The organism is Allobosea sp. OAE752 (assembly GCF_050433265.1).
Classification (GTDB): Bacteria; Pseudomonadota; Alphaproteobacteria; order Rhizobiales; family Beijerinckiaceae; genus Allobosea; species Allobosea spartocytisi.
On record NZ_JBNPXO010000010.1, the window covers coordinates 1 to 16,904 of the forward strand.

General features: G+C 62.5%; 18 protein-coding genes and 2 pseudogenes. 8 read left to right on the top strand and 12 right to left on the bottom strand.

All coding sequences use genetic code 11. The features are described from left to right. Positions 1-202: 202 nt before the first annotated feature. The 6 genes and pseudogenes from GGC47_RS21755 to GGC47_RS21780 all read right to left on the bottom strand — a co-directional run. The gene (locus tag GGC47_RS21755; RefSeq protein WP_429068681.1) at positions 203-538 is read right to left on the bottom strand and encodes a ubiquitination-like system serine protease family protein; all 336 of its coding nucleotides are present in this window, start codon (positions 536-538) and stop codon (positions 203-205) included. Further along, positions 535-810 carry a hypothetical protein gene (locus GGC47_RS21760; protein WP_429068682.1) on the bottom strand — a complete coding sequence of 92 codons (276 nt, stop codon included), beginning with the start codon at positions 808-810 and terminating at the stop codon, positions 535-537. The genes GGC47_RS21755 and GGC47_RS21760 overlap by 4 nt, the downstream gene beginning before the upstream one ends. A gap of 79 nt (positions 811-889) precedes the next feature. Continuing rightward, positions 890-1,933 (bottom strand): nucleotidyl transferase AbiEii/AbiGii toxin family protein, encoded by a 1,044-nt coding sequence (locus GGC47_RS21765; protein ID WP_429068683.1) that lies wholly within the window; start codon positions 1,931-1,933, stop codon positions 890-892. After that, positions 1,930-2,598 carry a DUF6088 family protein gene (locus tag GGC47_RS21770; protein ID WP_429068685.1) on the bottom strand — a complete coding sequence of 223 codons (669 nt, stop codon included), beginning with the start codon at positions 2,596-2,598 and terminating at the stop codon, positions 1,930-1,932. The genes GGC47_RS21765 and GGC47_RS21770 overlap by 4 nt, the downstream gene beginning before the upstream one ends. A 165-nt stretch (positions 2,599-2,763) precedes the next feature. Next, the gene (locus tag GGC47_RS21775; RefSeq protein ID WP_429068687.1) at positions 2,764-3,285 is read right to left on the bottom strand and encodes a tetratricopeptide repeat protein; all 522 of its coding nucleotides are present in this window, start codon (positions 3,283-3,285) and stop codon (positions 2,764-2,766) included. 47 nt (positions 3,286-3,332) lie between these two features. Beyond that, a pseudogene (locus GGC47_RS21780) lies at positions 3,333-3,784 on the bottom strand (LysR family transcriptional regulator); the annotation flags it as partial. A gap of 63 nt (positions 3,785-3,847) precedes the next feature. Between GGC47_RS21780 and GGC47_RS21785 the strand changes: the two are divergent. Continuing rightward, a complete protein-coding gene (locus GGC47_RS21785) occupies positions 3,848-4,522 on the top strand; it encodes a hydrolase (RefSeq protein ID WP_429068689.1) in 675 nt (224 codons plus the stop codon). Between the two features lie 335 nt (positions 4,523-4,857). Here GGC47_RS21785 and GGC47_RS21790 read toward each other — a convergent pair whose 3' ends face one another. Further along, the gene (locus tag GGC47_RS21790; RefSeq protein WP_429068690.1) at positions 4,858-5,724 is read right to left on the bottom strand and encodes a LysR family transcriptional regulator; all 867 of its coding nucleotides are present in this window, start codon (positions 5,722-5,724) and stop codon (positions 4,858-4,860) included. Between the two features lie 165 nt (positions 5,725-5,889). Between GGC47_RS21790 and GGC47_RS21795 the strand changes: the two genes are divergently transcribed. From GGC47_RS21795 to GGC47_RS21805, 3 genes are all read left to right on the top strand, one after another. Next, positions 5,890-6,735, top strand: coding sequence for an oxidoreductase (locus GGC47_RS21795; protein WP_429069025.1), 846 nt, complete (start codon positions 5,890-5,892; stop codon positions 6,733-6,735). A 133-nt stretch (positions 6,736-6,868) separates the two neighbouring features. Continuing rightward, positions 6,869-8,275, top strand: coding sequence for an MFS transporter (locus GGC47_RS21800; protein WP_429068691.1), 1,407 nt, complete (start codon positions 6,869-6,871; stop codon positions 8,273-8,275). Between the two features lie 130 nt (positions 8,276-8,405). Beyond that, a complete protein-coding gene (locus GGC47_RS21805; protein ID WP_429068693.1) occupies positions 8,406-8,921 on the top strand; it encodes a hypothetical protein in 516 nt (171 codons plus the stop codon). A gap of 177 nt (positions 8,922-9,098) precedes the next feature. Here GGC47_RS21805 and GGC47_RS21810 read toward each other — a convergent pair whose 3' ends face one another. The 4 genes from GGC47_RS21810 to GGC47_RS21825 are packed head-to-tail and all read right to left on the bottom strand — an operon-like array spanning position 9,099 to position 13,538. Continuing rightward, the gene (locus tag GGC47_RS21810) at positions 9,099-9,881 is read right to left on the bottom strand and encodes a cyclase family protein (RefSeq protein ID WP_429068695.1); all 783 of its coding nucleotides are present in this window, start codon (positions 9,879-9,881) and stop codon (positions 9,099-9,101) included. Continuing rightward, positions 9,881-10,843, bottom strand: coding sequence for a fumarylacetoacetate hydrolase family protein (locus tag GGC47_RS21815; RefSeq protein ID WP_429068697.1), 963 nt, complete (start codon positions 10,841-10,843; stop codon positions 9,881-9,883). Before GGC47_RS21815 ends, GGC47_RS21810 begins: the two co-directional genes overlap by 1 nt. Further along, positions 10,840-12,570 carry a CocE/NonD family hydrolase gene (locus GGC47_RS21820; RefSeq protein ID WP_429068699.1) on the bottom strand — a complete coding sequence of 577 codons (1,731 nt, stop codon included), beginning with the start codon at positions 12,568-12,570 and terminating at the stop codon, positions 10,840-10,842. The genes GGC47_RS21815 and GGC47_RS21820 overlap by 4 nt, the downstream gene beginning before the upstream one ends. Positions 12,571-12,587: 17 nt before the next feature. Beyond that, complete coding sequence (locus tag GGC47_RS21825) at positions 12,588-13,538, bottom strand: Bug family tripartite tricarboxylate transporter substrate binding protein (protein WP_429068701.1); 951 nt, start codon at positions 13,536-13,538, stop codon at positions 12,588-12,590. Positions 13,539-13,702: 164 nt separating this feature from the next. On the opposite strand from GGC47_RS21825, the gene GGC47_RS21830 reads away from it, so the two are divergent. Next, positions 13,703-14,626 (top strand): LysR family transcriptional regulator, encoded by a 924-nt coding sequence (locus GGC47_RS21830; RefSeq protein WP_429068702.1) that lies wholly within the window; start codon positions 13,703-13,705, stop codon positions 14,624-14,626. A gap of 108 nt (positions 14,627-14,734) precedes the next feature. Here the strand turns inward: GGC47_RS21830 and GGC47_RS21835 are convergent, their stop codons facing one another. Then, positions 14,735-15,487: an AraC family transcriptional regulator gene (locus tag GGC47_RS21835; RefSeq protein ID WP_429068703.1), complete on the bottom strand. Its 753-nt coding sequence runs from the start codon at positions 15,485-15,487 to the stop codon at positions 14,735-14,737. Positions 15,488-15,684: 197 nt separating this feature from the next. Here GGC47_RS21835 and GGC47_RS21840 point away from each other — a divergent pair, with 197 nt between their 5' ends. From GGC47_RS21840 to GGC47_RS21850, 3 genes and pseudogenes are all read left to right on the top strand, one after another. Next, positions 15,685-16,101 carry an EamA family transporter gene (locus GGC47_RS21840; protein ID WP_429068704.1) on the top strand — a complete coding sequence of 139 codons (417 nt, stop codon included), beginning with the start codon at positions 15,685-15,687 and terminating at the stop codon, positions 16,099-16,101. A 23-nt stretch (positions 16,102-16,124) separates the two neighbouring features. Then, complete coding sequence (locus GGC47_RS21845; RefSeq protein WP_429068705.1) at positions 16,125-16,484, top strand: EamA family transporter; 360 nt, start codon at positions 16,125-16,127, stop codon at positions 16,482-16,484. 131 nt (positions 16,485-16,615) lie between these two features. Further along, positions 16,616-16,813: pseudogene (locus GGC47_RS21850) on the top strand (transposase); the annotation flags it as partial. Between the last annotated feature and the right edge of the window lie 91 nt (positions 16,814-16,904).

Sequence of the window (16,904 nt, forward strand, 5' to 3'; positions counted from 1 at the left end):
CCAGCGCAGCGTAGAACATCGCGTATCTCCTCTTGGATCTACCTAGATCCTAATGGGAGCTCGACCCCTCGTGGGTCCGCCCGATTACGCATGCTCGTGGGCAGTCTGATAAGGCTGGTCTACAATCATCCCTACTCAACCTCCTGGGTGCACGTTCGAGCAGTTTGAATCATCATGTTTTTTTCGGCTTGAAGCGCCAGATCTAATCACACCACTCGATCCGACCGCGCCGCACCCAGAAATGCGACTGGCAACCTGTCTTGTGCCACACGGACGGATCAAGGCTTGGCCTGCCCTTCCGGTCCGCGCTGATATCCCAGCGCGGCTTGGCTTCGGCGATGACCAAGAGTTCAATAACGTCGCCGCAGCCGCAGGGGCAGCGCATGCCGACGCACCAATCCTCGCCGTCGTCGCGCGCCAATACGAGGTTGCGGCGAGGCATGGACTTCGGCAGGCTGTCGCCTTCGATCAGCATGAGCCGCCGCGCCGGGCCGAAGCGCGCCCAGGTGTCACGCCACCAATTCCGAACGTCGATCACCGATCCGCCCTCTGCGGCCCCTTTAGCATGGGTAAGCCCAGCAGCGGCTCCAGGCCACCGCGTGCGAAGACGCCCAAGTCAGATCGGGGAAATTCGGCTTCGGCGACAAACTCTTCCTCGCCGGCGGCCCGGCTGAATTGCGTGCGAGCATAGCGCGCGTTCCGATCCAATCGAAACGGATAAGCCCGCGCGATGAACTCGTTCATCGCCGCCGCCGCGGCGCGCATGTTGAGCGTGATCACCGACGGCGCTTCCTCGAAGCCAGCAGCCAAGGCTAGTTCCGCGGGAGGCATCGCAGCCGATCTGATCGCTGTTCTGGTCGTCGTGACGAATGGTAAGCCTCTGTCCTTGCTAACGCGCTCCGTTGGCCGCCCGTTCAATCATTTCCATCGAGGCTATGATTTCTTCGAAACGAGGAGCTTCGCCGAAAATCATGGGCGTCATGTTTGCATAGTCGCGCGCAAGCGCATCGATCATTGCTGCTGTCGGCACGAGTGCAAATGATCCGGTTGCGGCCGTGGCCAGGTCGTAGTCGGTCCGGTTGAAGAACATGAGCGCGTGGCGAACACAGTCTGCTCCCAGCGCAGCGTCGGCTAATGCAGCCCGGCCGGTGTCGGATGCAAAGAGACAGTGGAGATCATAGAAGTGCCGCGAAACCCGCTGGCCTGCCTGGCGCAGCTCGCCGCGCCGCTCGAACCAGCGCCGCAGGCCGTGTGCGATCACGACCTTGTCCCAAAACGTGCGCTCCCCCTTGATCGTTGTGACATTCGCAACCGTGAGATCGAGTCCGCCCGCGTCGTCGGCAATGTAAGGCCGGATGTTCCTGGGCTGGTTGGGGTCGAGTGCCGACTTGGCGCCGGACTCGATCCGCACTGCCGGTCGCACGTATGACTCATCGCGCGGCTCAACCTCTGGATACCAGACCAGAAGCGTCTGTCGGTCGGGGTCTGCCTCATCGATCTCGACTCGGCCTTTTCCGTCCGTCGCTGCAGCAAGGTATTCGGCCAGGAATTCGTGCAGTGCGCCAGTGATATAGCTGCGACAGGCGTCGCGGACCGCGTCAAGGCGAGCACGGCGCTTGTTGTTCGACAGTGCTTCGAGCTCTTCCACGGAAGCGGGCTCGTCGAGATCGTCACGAAACACCGTGACGTCGATGTCTTCCGAAAATCGCTCAATGAGCCCATAGGCTTTCGATAGCGATGTTCCACCCTTGAACAACAGGCGTGGCCCTCCCGCTGGTCGTTCCCGATAGAGGGCGTCAAGAGTCCAGCAGACCCAAAAATCCTTTTCGACATTCCCGATCGGGGTGCCGAGCCGATTGGCTGTGGTCAAAAAGAGGTCGAGCTTCTCGGCGGGTGCGGCTGAGATGACTTCGGCATAGGCAACAGCGCTCACGAGTGATTCTCCAGCTCGCCATTCATAGGTTCAAGAAGGGGCCGGAGAAAATCCTGCATCCAGATTGGCATGGCAGAGAGCCCCGCGCGAAGATCCTCGCGTATCTCCTTTCCATGCTTGGGAGCGGTAAGCAGCCTGCGAAGTTGGTTCTCGACGCTCCGTCGATCGTCTTCCGTACTCATCATATCCTGCATCCAGTAGAGTGCTTGGACGACGCGCATGCCTGGGCGTCCCGCCCAATAGAGACGGCTGGGTGCGGCCGATTTGAAGTAGATGACCTGCTTCCCCAGCGTGATCGGTTTCAAGCGGGCATCAATCAGCACCTCAATGCGCGCCGGGACCGCCGTGGTGAGGCCGAGGTCGTTTGCGGCGGTCATGCCGTCGACCACGACGCGGGCTTGGTCCCGCCGCGTTACGGCTCTGATCACAGCTCGATAGTCGGGGACCGCCGTTTTGCCGGTGAGGTTGCTTTTTCGCGGCTTGTCGTAGAGCCCACGATTGATGCGACGGAGTTCGCCTGCCGCGACGAGGCGTTGCAATGTCTTGTCGATGGCAGCGCGGCTGGCGAGGTCGGCGAAATCGCTGGGGGTCCACACCTCTGCCGGCGTCGCGTCAATACGGGCCATAAGGCGCCGCCGAAGCTCCGTGGCCGGTTGATCGAGCATGTCCGAAGTATGATGTAAATTTCAGACACTGTCGAGAGTGTCCTAACAATGCTGCATTCTTCGGACAAGCTGTGGTCCCTCCGAAGCTCAATCGTCGAGCGTCGAAATTTGCGAGAACCCCGTCGATTTTGAGGCCGTGGCTTCCGATGCATGGTCCGTAATCATCTATGGTTCGACGCCGAGCCGCCTCAGTCCCACGCGCGCCTCTTCTTCCTTCGGATCCAGCGCCAGTGCGTGTTTGTAGGCTAAAACGGCCTCCTCGCGTCGGCCGAGCGCCTCCAGTGCATGTCCACGCGTATCATGCGCGTATGCGGCCTGCGGATCCCTGGCGAGCGCAGTTTCCGCGCTGGCGAGCGCCTCGGTCGGCCTACCCAGCTTGAAAAGCGCCCAGCCCTTGAGATTATGGGCACGAACATCATCGATGCCATGCGCCAGCGCCCGGTCTATATCGGCGAGCGCGGCGGTATTATCCTCACTGCGGGCATGAAGGGTGGCGCGTTCAAAGAAAGCCGGGCCGAGTTGAGCTTGGCCGATGTCGATGACCGCGCCGAGATCAGCGAAGGCACCTGCCGCATCGCCCTTGAGGCGCTTCAGCTTGGCGCGCTCGAACAGCATGGCGCCCGCATTCCCGGTATCCAATTCCATGACCCTGCCGATATCGGCGATGGCCCGATCGACATCGTCCAACCGGGCATAGCCCAGCCCTAGCCAGGCTCGATGCGCGCCCGCGCCACGTCCTGAAGAAAGCTCACGGCGAGATCGCGGATGGCGCAGTCGAACCCATCTGCGATGAGGTCAACGAACCGGTCCGAATAGCATGTCTGAACCTGCAATTCGGGATTGCGCAGCGCCAGCTCCGCGATGACAGACGCGAAGTGGGTCGGTCCAAAGGTTAGGGGAGCCGCGATCCTGAAGCGCCCTCGTAGCGCGCCGGCGGGGAGGATCGTTTCACGCCCTATGTCGATTTCGCCGCAGACCTTTGCAGCGTGATCCCGGAAGGTTATCCTAGCTTCCGTCAGTGCTGCGCCCGTGTCGTGCGCGCAAGCAGCTGGATACCCAGATCTGCCTCAAGCCGCGCCAGCCCCCGGCTGACGATCGACTTCGACACCCCCAATCGCAGCGCCGCAGCAGTTACTCCTCCTGCGTCCGCGACCTCCACGAACGTACGCAGTTCTTCAATATCCATGCCGTGTTCCCAGATGCGCAACACAGCATAGCATGATGTAGAGCTACCGCGTCGGAAAAGGCGATGGCACACCAGCCAAGGAACCAACATGACTTTCGCAACGGCCTCGACTCGCTTCTTCGCCCCAGAGATTCGGTGCTCGTGCTCATCGATCACCAGCCCTACCAGCTGGCAAACCTGAACAGTCACGATCCCCACGCGGTCGTGAACAATACGACCGCTCTCGCAAAGACAGCCAAGGTCTTCGGTGTTCCGACGATCCTGACGAGCGTTATAGCGGCCCGCGGCGGCCTGATCTTCAAGCACGTTACCGACGTCTTCCCCGGCCAGGAGGTGATCGACCGTACGTTCATCAACACGTCGGAGGACAGGGCAGTCGTCGATGCTGTGAAGGCGACCGGCCGCAAGCAGCTGATCATCGCCGGGCTCTGGACGGAGATCTGCGTCGCCATGCCAGCCATCCAGGCAGCGGGGGAGGGCTGGGACGTGACGGTGATCACCGACGCATCGGGGGGCACCTCGGTCGAGGCGCACGAGGTCGCCATCCAGCGGATGATCGCGGCCGGCATCAACATGATGACGTGGCTGGCGCTGGCCGCGGAATGGCAGCGCGATTGGGCGCGGCTCGACACCGCCGGCTCGCTGACGCAGGTCATAATCGACCATGTCGGCGGCAGCGGCGTCGCCGATATGTGGGAACAGCAGCTGCTGAATACGCCGGCCCCGGCGGCGGGCTGAGAAGGTCGGATGGCGGAGCCGGCGGGATGCGCGGCCCCAGGCCTTATTCCTCGTCGGCCCTGCCATCCCCGCAGTCCCGACGGCGGAGCGCTACCGGCTCAATCTTAGGCTCCTCAGGCGCTCCCAACCGGGTGTGTTTCAATCGGGAGACCGGATCGGTGCGCACTATGCGAGTCGCCGGCGTGATGGCGGCCTGCCGGAGATTCTATAATCTCCTTGCTTGGCAGCCAGGCCAAGCTCGCCGTTATGTCTGCCTCCGGGCAATGCGCCAATTTCAGCTTGTGGCGCAGCGCGAATGTCGCCCGACCGTTAAATGAATCTACCGACCGGTGCGCTTAAAGCTGGAACGGCAACTTAGTCATATGATCGGTCACAGCGGTGATAAATGCCCGCAGCCGTTGAAGACGCCGGATGTCCCGGTGATAGCCCATCCAGATATCTCGTGAGGGTGGCTCTGCCGGCAGGTCGAGCTTGCGAAGCCCCACGATCTGGCTTCCGACTACCTGTGGCAGGACGGCGATGCCGATGCCCTGGCGGCTCATGCGCCCCTGTACGTTGCGATTGTTAGACCGCACGAGCGGCTTCGCTTTCGGAAAGCTCTCAATGAGCCAGGCGATATCCGGGAACTGGCCAGTCGACGTGTCATGCGTGATGAGCCGGAAGCCGGCTCCATCGCCAAAGACCGGCTCGGGTGAATCCGCCGCGACGTACACACCATAGGGCAGACGGACCAGTCGTCGCTGCACGACGTCTGGGCTGTCGAACGGGACGATCCGGAAAGCGATATCGGCCTCCCGTTGCGCGAGGCTGAACAGCCGGGTGCCGGTGAGAATCTCCAGATCGACCTGCGGATAGGCCTTTGCATAGTCGTCGATGATCGGCGGCAGGACATAGGCGCCGAACCAGTCGGCTGACGAGATGCGCAAAGTGCCCTGAAGGGCTTGCTCTTGTCCGGCAAGCCGTCGCTCGATGGCCAGAGCGCCTTCCTCCATCTGCTCGGCCAGCGCGATGACAGCGCTTCCTTCTTCCGTCGGAATGAACCCTTCGGCCGTTCTCTGGAAAAGCGTATGGCCGGTGGCCTGTTCGAGAGCCCGAAGGCGGCGTCCGACCGTGGGATGGCTCAGATGAAGCGCGCGAGCGGCAGCGCCTAGCGTGCCGGTGCGGGCTATGGCGAGAAAGATCCTGACATCGCTCCACTCCATCGCCGCACCCACAAAATTGAACCGGAGCTGTACGGTACTGTCAGTTCTCGAACGAATCCAACCGTCTATCTTCCCCACATCCTACTGGAGACGAGAAGCGCGCGGGCTGCTTATGACGGCGGGTTCGTGCGCGGTGCGCCGCTCTGGGCGCGGAAGGAGGACATGATGAAGACCTGGCTGATCACAGGATGCTCGTCGGGCTTGGGCCGGCAGCTTGCCGAAGCCGTAGCCGCGCGGGGCGATCGCCTCATCGCCACCGCCCGTTGGACCGACAGCTTGAGCTCACTGTGCGAACGCTATCCCGAGACGGTTCGCAGCATGTCACTGGACGTCACGCGCGCCGGCGACGCCGCAAAGGCTGTGGCGTTGGCGGAGAGGGCGTTCGGCGGTCTCGATGTCCTCGTCAACAATGCCGGCTTCGGCCTCATCGGTGCGGTCGAAGAGGGAGAGCCCGAGGAATATCGGCCGATGTTCGAGGTGAATCTCTTCGGCCTGATCGAGACAACCCGGGCCGCCCTGCCGGCGCTGCGCAAGCGTGCCGGCGCCCGCATCGTCAACCTGTCCTCCGGGGCCGGGATCTCCGGCTCCGCCGGTTTCGGCCTCTACAACGCGAGCAAATTCGCGGTCGAGGGCCTCTCCGAAGCGCTCGCACAGGAGCTTCGTCCGCTCGGCGTGCAGGTGATCATCGTCGAGCCCGGCCCATTCCGCACCGAATTTCTCGGTCGCTCGATGCTCACCGCGGCGCGGGAGATCGACGCCTATGCCGAGACGGTGCCCGCAAGACGTCGATATCGCGAGACCAATAACGGCAGGCAGGCGGGCGACCCGGCCAAGGCCGTCGCCGTGATGCTCCAGGCCATTGATGCCGAGCATCCGCCGCTGCACCTCCCGATCGGCCCGCGCGCCCACGCGATCGCGGAGCAAAAGCTGGACTCCTTCCGCGCCGACATTGCTGCCTGGCGCGACATCTCCATCGCTACCGACTTCGACACCGCCGGCGAGGCGGCCTGAATCGACCGGGATAACGCAATTCAGCTTCAAGAACGGAAACAAGCTCGTGAGCGTGACGACATGTGAAGTTACAGCCCTTGCGACCGCCAGGGCGCCGGACGGCGACGCCCTGCCCGAGCCACGGCGCTGGACGATGTTCGTGATCCTGCTCGTCGGCGCTTTCCTGCCGCCTCTCGACTTCTTCATCGTCAATGTGGCTCTTCCCTCGATCCGGGCGGAACTGGGCGCCTCCTCTTCCGCCGAACAGCTCGTCATTTCTTCCTATGCCGCGCTCTATGCCGTAACGCTGACGACCGGTGGTCGGCTTGGCGATCTGCTCGGTCGCGGCCGTGTGTTCTTTCTCGGCCTTATCGGCTTTGCCGCCGCCTCGACGCTGTGCGGCTTCGCCTGGTCGCCCTGGGTGCTGGTCGCCGGGCGCGCATTCCAGGGCGTAACGGCGGCCTTGATCGCGCCCCAGGCGCTCGCTTCAGTGCAGGCGATTTTCCCGGAGAGGGAGAAGCCGCTCGCCCTTGGCATCTATGGTGCGATCTTCGGTTTGGCTGCGGTGGTCGGGCAGGCATTGGGCGGCGTCCTGATCGCGCTGGATTTCATGGGGCTGGGGTGGCGGGCAATCTTCCTGGTCAACTTGCCGGTAGCGCTGCTAGTCCTCCTGTTCGGCATTCCTCTGCTGAAAGAGACGCGCGCGCGCGACGCACGCCGGCTGGATCTCGGCGGCATGGCGCTGTCGATGCTGACGCTCGGTGCGCTGCTCGTGCCGCTGATCGAGGGGCGCGAAGCCGGGTGGCCGCTCTGGTCCTGGCTGTCGCTCGTCGGGGTGCCGCTGCTGGCATGGCTCTTCTGGCGTTATGAGAACCGGCTGGCACGAGCGGGTGGGGCGCCGCTGCTCGATCCGGTCGCCTTGCGGGCACCGGGACTGGGCCACGCGCTGCTGATCGCGCTGTTGTTCTATTCGATCGGCAGCTTTTTCCAGCTTCTCTCTGTCTATTTGCAGGAGGCGCTGCATATGACTGCGCTACAGGCCGGCCTCATCTTCCTGCCGTTCGGCGCCGGCTTCCTGCTCGGGCCGCTATCGACACCCTTCCTCCGACGGGTCTGCGGCGCCTATGTCAATCCGATCGGCATGGGGCTGGAGGTTGCCGGGTTCCTGGGTCTCGCCGGGCTCATCACGGCAACACTGACAGATTCGCATCCCGCACCGATGCCGCTTGCCGCTCTCCTGTTCGTCATCGGTTTCGGGCAAGGGCTCGCACTGCCGACCCTGATGCGCATGGTGACAAGCCGGGTCGCGCCAGCCTTGTCCGGCATGATCGCCGGTATCGCCAGCTCGACTCTCCAAGTCAGCACTGCGCTCAGCGTCGCCGTGATCGGCGGAATCTTCTACGAGGTGCTGGGCGTGCGGACCGATGCTGCCGCCATCACGCAGGCGCTAATCGTCGCCGTCCTTTGCATCGCCTTCTGTCTCGCCGGAAGCGTGGCTCTGAGCATCACCCTCGTTCGGCAGGCGTCCCCTGCGCATGGCGAGGCAGAGAGGCAGGTTTGAGCTGCCCATGACACCGGCCTCGAGGCGCTTATCGCCTTGGAGCGGCTCGATTGAAGCCAAGGATCGTCACGTTGCACGAACCGCGACCGCCGCCAGCCGGGATCATTCATCAGAAAACAGGACAACCTAGATGTTTGGAATCTCACCGCTCGGCTGGGTGCACACGCTTGGTAGCCTCCCCGCCATTCCTCTCGCCATCTATATGTTTGCCCGCCACGGCAGGATCGTGCCGCGATCTGCTCCCGGCGCCCTTTATTTTGTTTCGATGCTGATCGGTGGGACAACGGTGTTTTTGGTGGCCCGCGAGCCCATAAGCTATGGCATCGGCGCAGCGACGATCCTGCTTCTGGTCGCCGGGTATGGCATTGGCCGCCGCATGTCGCAATTCGGCCGCGCCGGCATCTACCTCGAGACGATTTTCCTGACCCTGACGACGATTCTATTGATGGTGCCAAGCGTCAGCGAAACGCTTCGCCGCGTTCCGGACGGCCATCCCTTGGTGACCGATCCAAAGTCACCGCTTCTCCTCGTCTCACTGGCCAGCCTCGTCGTCATGCTCATCGTCGGCTTGACCGTTCAGATCCTCCAGCTGCGCAGACGCAGCAGGTTCGCGCATGACTCGTCTCAAGGTGGGACGACGGCGTAACTCGCAGATCCACGGCAGCAAAAAATAAACGCAGTACCGTTGCCGATGGAAGTGTTTCGCCTCTCGTCGTGGACCCACCGAGTCCCAGCTTGCGTAAGGAATCAGCGTCTGCTTTTAGGCGGTAGCCCTACGTCCGGAACTGGCGCAATGGACCAACACAAGCTTCGACGGCGCGGCTTACCCTATTACGTCGACCACGGCGACGGCGCGTGTCCATCCAGCGGAGGCGCGCTCGATCGTGACCGGGAAGCAGATCACCTCGAAGCCTGTCGGGGGAAGGCTTTCAAGATTGTGCAGCTTCTCTATGTGGCAATAGCCGATCTCACGCCCGGCCTTGTGGCCCTCCCAGATGATGCTGGCGTCGCCGGTCTCGGCGTATCTGCGGGCTGTATGGATGAAAGGGGCGTCCCAGCTCCAAGCGTCCGTACCGGTGACCCTGACGCCTTTCTCAAGCAAAAACAGGGTCGCCTCGCGGCCCATGCCACAGCCGGATCGCAGATAGTCCTCCTTACCGTAGCGGAGACCGGCCCGAGTATTGATCAGGACGATGTCGAGCGGCCTGACCTCGTGTTCAATCCGCCCCAATTCCTCTTGGACCTCGTCGGCTGAAACGACGTGGCCGTCCGGCAGATGCCTGAAGTCCAGCTTCACGCCACGGGCATAGCACCACTCCAGCGGGATCTCGTCGATGGTCCAGGCTCGCTCACCGCCGTTCATCGTCGGATGAAAATGCCAGGGTGCATCGAGATGCGTGCCGTTATGCGTTGTTAGCGCGACTTTCTCGATAGCCCAGCCGCAGCGGTCCGGCAGGTCATTCGCGGTGAGCCCCGGAAAGTGAGGCAGCAGCCGCTCAAGTCCTTTTTCATGATCGATGTATTCGATCGTCGGCTCGGAGCCCGGCGGATCCGAGGCGATACCGGCTTGCAGCGGCACGGAGATGTCGACGAAACGGCGCGCCATCAGCGTTCATCCTCCGGCATTCTCGGCAATCGGGGCTTCAGTGGGTGGGGCACGGCCACCTCGACGATCCTGTTTTCGATCGAGCCGAGGCGATCGACTTCGATGACGACCCGATCCCCTGAAGAGAGCCACGGAAACCGGTCTGTGCCGTGCGATTGCGAGAGCTCCAGAATACAGCCAGTGCTGCAGGTGCCAGAGCCGATGATGTCGCCCGCGCGAACAGTGGCCCCGCGTGCGGCGAAGGACAACATTTCCTCGAAGGACCAGGAGATGTCGGCGAGATTGCCCGTCGTGTAATGGCGTCCATTGACGCTGGCGGCGATTGCCAAGTCATACGCGGCGCCCTTGCGGGCATCCTCCAATTCGTCGAGCGTGACGAGAAAAGGTCCGAGTGTCGTAGCGAAGTCCTTGCCCTTGGCGGAGCCGAGTCCGACGGCGGCCTCCTTGCGCTGGTGATCGCGCGCACTCCAGTCGTTCATGATCATCAGGCCGGCGATGTGGCGGCCGGCCTGCTCCGGCGCCACATCACGGGCGGGCAGGCCGATGACGGCTGCGATCTCGGCTTCGAAATCGAGCATCCTGCTGCCCGGCGCGCCGTACACGGTCGAGCGGCTGCCGACCACCGCTGCGGGGTTGGTAAAATAGAAGACCGGAATCTCGAACCATTCCGGCGCCATCGGGAGGCCGCGGCTGCGCCTGCCGGCCCTCGCGTGCTGCTCGAAAGCGTAGAAGTCGCGGATCGAGGGCGGTTCCGGAACCGGAGCGAGAAGATCTGCGTCCGGCCATGACACGATAAGGTCAGGGTTCGACCGCGCTTGCTCGGCAGCCCGCGACAGGCGTTCGCCGTCATCTCCGAGCAATTGTAGCAGGCTTGCTCCTGCCGGCAGCGCATGAAGAGCTTGGCCTTCGAGCAATGCGACCCGCTCGCGGTGTTCGGCGTCCCTGAACGAAGCCCATTTCATCGCGTGTCGCTCGACGGTGACGCTGCAGGACGGGCGGGCGCGGGAATGACCGGCAGTAGCAGATGGCTCGGAAACGCCGCTCCGGTGTGAATCGTCGTCCGGCCGCCGAAGATCGCCGGGTTGCGGTCGATCGGATCGTCGTGCAGCCAGGGTCCCGACCCGCGATGCGGCCCTTCACCAGCGGCGAGAGGCCGCGCGAAGTCCGTACCACGAAGGTCCAGCGCCAGGCGATAACCCTTCGGCAGCACGATGCAGGTCGGCCAGATCTCGATATCGAGCTCGTAGACCTCGTCCGGAATCAGAGGCCATTTTTCGTCATGGGTGTGAAACGGCCGGTATGGCAGCGAGCGCTGCGGGCAGAGCTTGCGGTGCGAGGCGCGCAGCCATCCTTGCGCCAGAGGCGTCTTCGCATCGACGGTGCCTTGGAACGTAACTTCGCGACCGTCCGGCGCGAAGGCCAGCAGCGTTACGAACAGGTCGGCGTCGGTCGTCGAGGATGAAACGAAGAGCTTGAGGGCAAGCGGGCCGGTGATCTCCGTCGTTTCCGATAGCTCGTGCGAGAGAAGCCGAACCCCGTCGCCCATCGCTTCAAAGCTTATCGAGCCAGCCTTCGGCTGGTCCGATCGCAAAGCATTTGCACCTGCATCGAGAAACATTGGCTGCCATTGTGTCCTGCCCAGCGGCCATTCGTGCTCCTTGCGCAGCTCAAAGGCGCCACTGAAGGGATGTCTGATATGGAGAAGCACCTGAGGCTCCTCCTGCCAGCCGTTAGGCACTCCTTTAAGGTAATGGTCGAGGAAGCGCTTCTGCAGCTCCATCCCGTAGGGGAGATAAAACCATTCCTCGTGGCGTCCCGGATGAACCTCCAGCCATTTCTCCGTCGCAGCGGCATTGGTGAACGCTTCGAAATTGCCGCGGGGATGGAGACCGAAGCCCGCCCAGTTTGCCGCGCTCAGAAACGGCGTCGTGACCTTCGACCAATCGGGGCGACGAGTAGCGTACCACTCGTCTTCCAATTCGCGGGCCCGCGCGTTCGCCAGTGTATCCACCCGTGCATCGGCAAGCTCCCGCACCGTCAGCCCATCAGGTCCGGTACTGCGCAAGCCCGTCCACGGGTCGAGCGGCGCAGCCGCGTTTCCATGCTGAACCGACAGGATCTGACGAGGGTACCAGGTCTCTAGGAACTTGTTCGAGAGGATGCCGCCGTGCCGGAAGAAGTCGCGATACACGTCAGCAGCGCCTTCCCAAGGGATCATCGCCGCCAGATGACGGGGGGCGAGCGCAGCTACATGCCATTGGTTGATCGCGTAGTAGGAGATGCCGTTCAGCCCGACCTTGCCGTTCGACCAGAGTTGGCTTCCCGCCCATTCGATCGCCTGAGCATAATCGCGAGTTTCGCGCGGCGATAGAATGTCGAGACGGCCGGGCGTGCTGGCTGCGCCGCGAGAATCCACGCGCATGACGGCATAGCCCCAGGGAATCCAGATTTCGGGATCGACGGTTTCCCAGGTGAGGAACTCGTGTTTCGATCCTTCCAGCAGGTTCGGATGCCGGTCAGTCATCCAGCGCCAGCTCGCGCTGTATTGGTCCTGATAGCGCACACCCTTTCCATACGGCCCCAGCGTCATGATCACAGGCACAGGCTCGTCACCCTCGGGCCTGAACACGTCGGCCGACAGCCAGAGCCCATCGTCGACAGGAATGCGGACGTCTCGTTCGATGATCATGATGATGCTCGGAGGGCTCAGTTGGCCTGGACGTCAGAGGCTTTGACAAGTGCGCGCCATTGCTCGACGAGCTCACGATATGTCGCTTGCAGCTCGGCCTCAGGGGTATTGGCCGGCGCGACACCCAGATCCAGGACCCGTTTGCCGATCGCGGGATCGGAGATGGCGCGGGACAAGGCGGCTCGCAGCTTCTTCAGGACCGGTTCGGGTGTTCCGGCGGGAGCCAGGAAGATCTGGAACCCACGGGCATTCGAGAAGCCAAGTAGGCCCTGGGAGCTCAGGCTCGGCCATCCCGGATAAGCGGCGGTCCCGCTCGGGCTGGTTACGCCGATCAGGGTGACCTGTCCCTCATCCACGAACGGCTTTGCGGAAACCAACATGCCGAGGTCGATCTCCCCTGCAATCATCGCTTGTACGACGTCGGCTTCATTCTTGTAGGGAACGTGCACCATCGAGATGTCGTTCTCCTTCTTCATGACTTCGCCGAACAGGTGCCCGGCTGAGCCGTGGCCGAAGCTTCCATAGGTCAGCTTCCCGGGATTTTTGCGGGCATAGGCGAGTAGGTCCTGAGCCGTCTTGACCGGCAGCTTCTTCGACGCGACGAGAGCAAGCTGCGTTTCGCCGACATGGGCGACAGGCACGAAGTCCTTCGCGGAATCGTAGGGCGACTTGACGGCCAAGGCTTCGGCGGCTCCATTCGACGTGCCGTTGGCAAGCAGGATCGTGTAGCCGTCCGGCTGCGCGCGCTTCACGCCAGACGCCGCGATGATCCCGCTCGCGCCGGGCTTGTTCTCGATGACGAAGGCTGCGCCCAACTCGGTCTTCGCCTTTTCGGTGACGATGCGGGCGAGTGTGTCGCTCAACCCGCCTGCGCCGGAGGGCACCACCACCGTAATGGGTCGGTTCGGATAAGGTTGCTGAGCTTGCACGGAGCCGGCCATGGTTGCGGCGAGCGTGCCGGCCAGCATCACAAAAAAACTCCGCCGCGTCGGCCTCATCTTCGCCCTCCCCAGGACCGTGACGGTAATCGCCGAGAGCGACGTCACCATTTGACGCAACGCTAGACCGAAGGCTCCCATCTGCATAATAGAGATTATCGATTGCAGTCATGCTCATCTGCGATAACTGACTGATGCGACATCTCGACCTGGAATCCCTGTCCTGCTTTTTGGAGGTGGTACGCCTCGGTTCGATCTCGGCCGCCGCCCGGTCGCTGAGACTGGCTCAACCCGCTTTGACGAGGCGCATCCAGCTGCTCGAAGAGCAGCTTGGCGACACGCTGCTGGAGCGTCATCGGCGCGGCGTTGTGCCCACTGAAACAGGCCGCCTGGTCGAGCAGCGGGGACGAGATCTGCTTCGCAATGCCCAGGAGCTGCGGGATGAGGTGACATCGGCAATCAGCAAGCCTGCGGGCGTCGTCAGGTTTGGCTTTCCCCCATCCGTCGGCAGCCTATTCGTCGGCCGCATCCTGGCTGACTGCATCGGGCGCTATCCCGATATCAAGCTCCACCTCGTCGAGAACGTTTCCCCAGCCGTGCGAGAGGGCTTGATCGAAGGCAGCCTGGACATGGCGATCATGAGCTGTCGTGCAGGTCATGACAGCCTCAGATGCGTGCCTCTGTTTCACGAGCAGCTCTGGCTTTTCGCATCGCCGGAACTGTGGGATCTGGGCGACGGGGCCGTGCCGCTGTCGCGCATCGGATTGCGGCGGGTCATGCTCGCCAGCTTTCTCTGGAGCCATTTTGAGACAAAGCTGCCACTGAACGTCATCGCGGCGGTCGATGCGCTGCCGCTCGCGCGTGAAGCGATGCTGGCAAACGCCGGCTACGGCATCTTTCCATTTTCGGCATTGGAGCGCGAGATCGCCCGGGGTGAGCTTCATGGCGCACCGATCGAGAATCTCACCGTCTCGCGAGGACTGTTCTTTCGAAAAGACAGGACCACCTCCCATGCGATGCGGATCGTTGAGAAGCTCGTCGATAACCAGGTCGGTGCTTTGCTGAAGGGGGGCCAGGAAATGTACCAACACATCAGCAGCGACGACTACATCGTCTGACCGAGCGAGCGGTGCCGCCTGAAGTCCGCTTTCCGGCGACGTTCCAATGTCAGCAAGTGGCGCATTATTCTCTGCCGAGCTCATCAACGCGCGCGGAAATTCGGAGGTTCATAGGTGGGTCGGGCTGACGCCGGTTTGCCTTCGAAACATCGCGATGAATGCCGATGAGCTGTTGTAGCCAAGCTCGCCTGAAATTTTTCCTATCGAATTCCCGCTTTCGATCAGCGATAAGGAGGTGACCAATTTCAACCTCTGCCGCCATTCTTTGAACGACACGCCGAGGCCGCTCTGGAAGCGCCGCGAAAGGGTTCTCTCGGTGGTCTGGAGCCTGCGCGCCCATTCGGCCAAGGATCGGTTGTCGCCGGGATCTGCCTGAAGCGCGTCGGTGATGTGACGGAGAAATGCGTCGTTTGAGACGGGTAGATAGCTGTCCCGGCGGGGCGCTTTCGACAGTTGGTCCACCAGGACCAAAGCGAGCCGGATATCGGCGTCCGTTCTTGGAACCGTGATATGGCGTCCAGCGAAATCCGCCAGGATCGCCTTAATAAGCGGGCTCAGAGCCAAGGTGCAGGCCGCCGCCGGCATCCCCACGCAGAGGTCCCGCTCGATATAGATCGAGACGAATTTGACGTCATGGCGATTGTGACAGCTATGCAGTGCCTGCGCCGGTATCCACGTCGCGTAGTGCGGCGGACAGAGAAAGCGCCGTCCTTCGACGTGGGCCTCCATGACACCGGTCACCGCGTAGCCGACCTTGCACCAGGGCTGGCGGCGGGACTCGAACGTGGCGCCGGGTTCATAGTGCTCCGTACGAAACGACAGTGGAGCGGGATTTTCGCCGGGAGGAATCTGAGGCTTCAACAGGTGTCCGATCGGCGCGCGATGGTGTCTGAAACTCGCTATATAATGACAAACAGACAGTTGCTAGGGCAGCGAGACCATATCCATGGAGCGCTCGGGATGCCCGCCAAGTACCTGTTGTACTGCCTGCTCGCCGTATCGATCTGGACCGGAACACGATCGTCAGCAAGCTGGCCGCCGGCTCGATTCCGCCCGGCGTGATCGCCTTCGGGCGCTGGTTTCTCGCCTTTCTGATATTGACCCCTTTCGTCCTGCGCGATGCCTGGCGGCATCGCCGGGTCGTTGCGCGCAACCTTGCGAAGCTCGCCGGTCTCGGCCTGCTCGGCATGGCGATGTGCCAGGGCCTGGGATACTATGCCGCGGCTTTCACCTCGGCCACGAACATGGCGATCCTGCTGTCGCTCGTGCCGCTTCTGACCGAGGGGCTGAGCTTCCTTTTTCTCGGGGAGCGACCTTCGAGGCGCGCGATCCTGGGAGGTGTCCTCTCGCTGTTCGGCATTTTCATCGTGCTTGGGAGAGGCGACGCATCCCTCCTTCTGGCGCAGGGCGTCGGTCGGGGAGACGCGCTCATGCTGCTGGCGGTCCTGCCTACGCCGCCTATGGAGTCGCCCTGAGACGCTGGTCAATCGCTCTCGCGATGTGGACATCGATCTACGTGCAGATCGGCTTTGCCGTTCTCTTCCTGTTGCCGAGCTATCTATTGGCGGCCGCCCCCGCCTATACGGTCCCGAACATAATGATGATCGGCTACGCTGCGATCCCCGGATCTATCTTGGCGCCCTTCTTCTGGATGTCGGCGGTCAAGCACCTCGGCGCCGGCAAGACCGCGATCTTCATGAACCTGGTCCCGATCCTGACCGCGGTCGTCGCGGCGCTGTTTCTGGATGAAGCCCTGCATATTTATCATGTCCTGGGTGGCGGCATCACGATCGCGGGCATCGTCCTCTTTCAAAGGAAGCCGCCTGCGTCGACGTTGAAAACAGCGGTTGGAGAATAAGAGAGCGTGATCCAGAAACGCTTTCGCCGCCGCTCCGCATCGCCCACTAGCGCGGCAGCGATCGCCGGTGCGATCGAGGCAGGTTCTCATCGCCGCGTCCGCTCCTTGTTTGAAAACACCTCTAAGGACTCGGGGCCGTTCCCGCTCACTCGACCTTTTCGAGGAGCCGGCACGGCCACTTCCGCGAGAGCGATCTCTTGAGGGAGCTATTTGAGACGACCGTTCGGCGCTGCATCGCGAAGGGGCTCGTCCGTGGCGAGGGCTTCGCGATCGATGCCAGCCTGATCAAGGCCTACACCAACAAGCAACGCTCGGCCGAAGCGTCGGAGCCCGTCGCCTGGATGGCTGCAACAGCCAAGGACATGGCCTGGGGTAATCGCCTCGATGCTGTTCCTCGATTCGGACGGCAACGCCATCAAC

Bases quoted from the DNA above. Each gene is read 5' to 3' on its own strand.
- GGC47_RS21770 (WP_429068685.1), bottom strand. From the start codon at position 2,598: ATGCTCGATCAACCGGCCACGGAGCTTCGGCGGCGCCTTATGGCCCGT.
- GGC47_RS21785 (WP_429068689.1), top strand. From the start codon at position 3,848: ATGGCACACCAGCCAAGGAACCAACATGACTTTCGCAACGGCCTCGAC.
- GGC47_RS21790 (WP_429068690.1), bottom strand. From the start codon at position 5,724: ATGGAGTGGAGCGATGTCAGGATCTTTCTCGCCATAGCCCGCACCGGC.
- GGC47_RS21795 (WP_429069025.1), top strand. From the start codon at position 5,890: ATGAAGACCTGGCTGATCACAGGATGCTCGTCGGGCTTGGGCCGGCAG.
- GGC47_RS21800 (WP_429068691.1), top strand. From the start codon at position 6,869: ATGTTCGTGATCCTGCTCGTCGGCGCTTTCCTGCCGCCTCTCGACTTC.
- GGC47_RS21805 (WP_429068693.1), top strand. From the start codon at position 8,406: ATGTTTGGAATCTCACCGCTCGGCTGGGTGCACACGCTTGGTAGCCTC.
- GGC47_RS21810 (WP_429068695.1), bottom strand. From the start codon at position 9,881: ATGGCGCGCCGTTTCGTCGACATCTCCGTGCCGCTGCAAGCCGGTATC.
- GGC47_RS21815 (WP_429068697.1), bottom strand. From the start codon at position 10,843: ATGAAATGGGCTTCGTTCAGGGACGCCGAACACCGCGAGCGGGTCGCA.
- GGC47_RS21820 (WP_429068699.1), bottom strand. From the start codon at position 12,570: ATGATCATCGAACGAGACGTCCGCATTCCTGTCGACGATGGGCTCTGG.
- GGC47_RS21825 (WP_429068701.1), bottom strand. From the start codon at position 13,538: ATGCTGGCCGGCACGCTCGCCGCAACCATGGCCGGCTCCGTGCAAGCT.
- GGC47_RS21830 (WP_429068702.1), top strand. From the start codon at position 13,703: ATGCGACATCTCGACCTGGAATCCCTGTCCTGCTTTTTGGAGGTGGTA.
- GGC47_RS21845 (WP_429068705.1), top strand. From the start codon at position 16,125: ATGTGGACATCGATCTACGTGCAGATCGGCTTTGCCGTTCTCTTCCTG.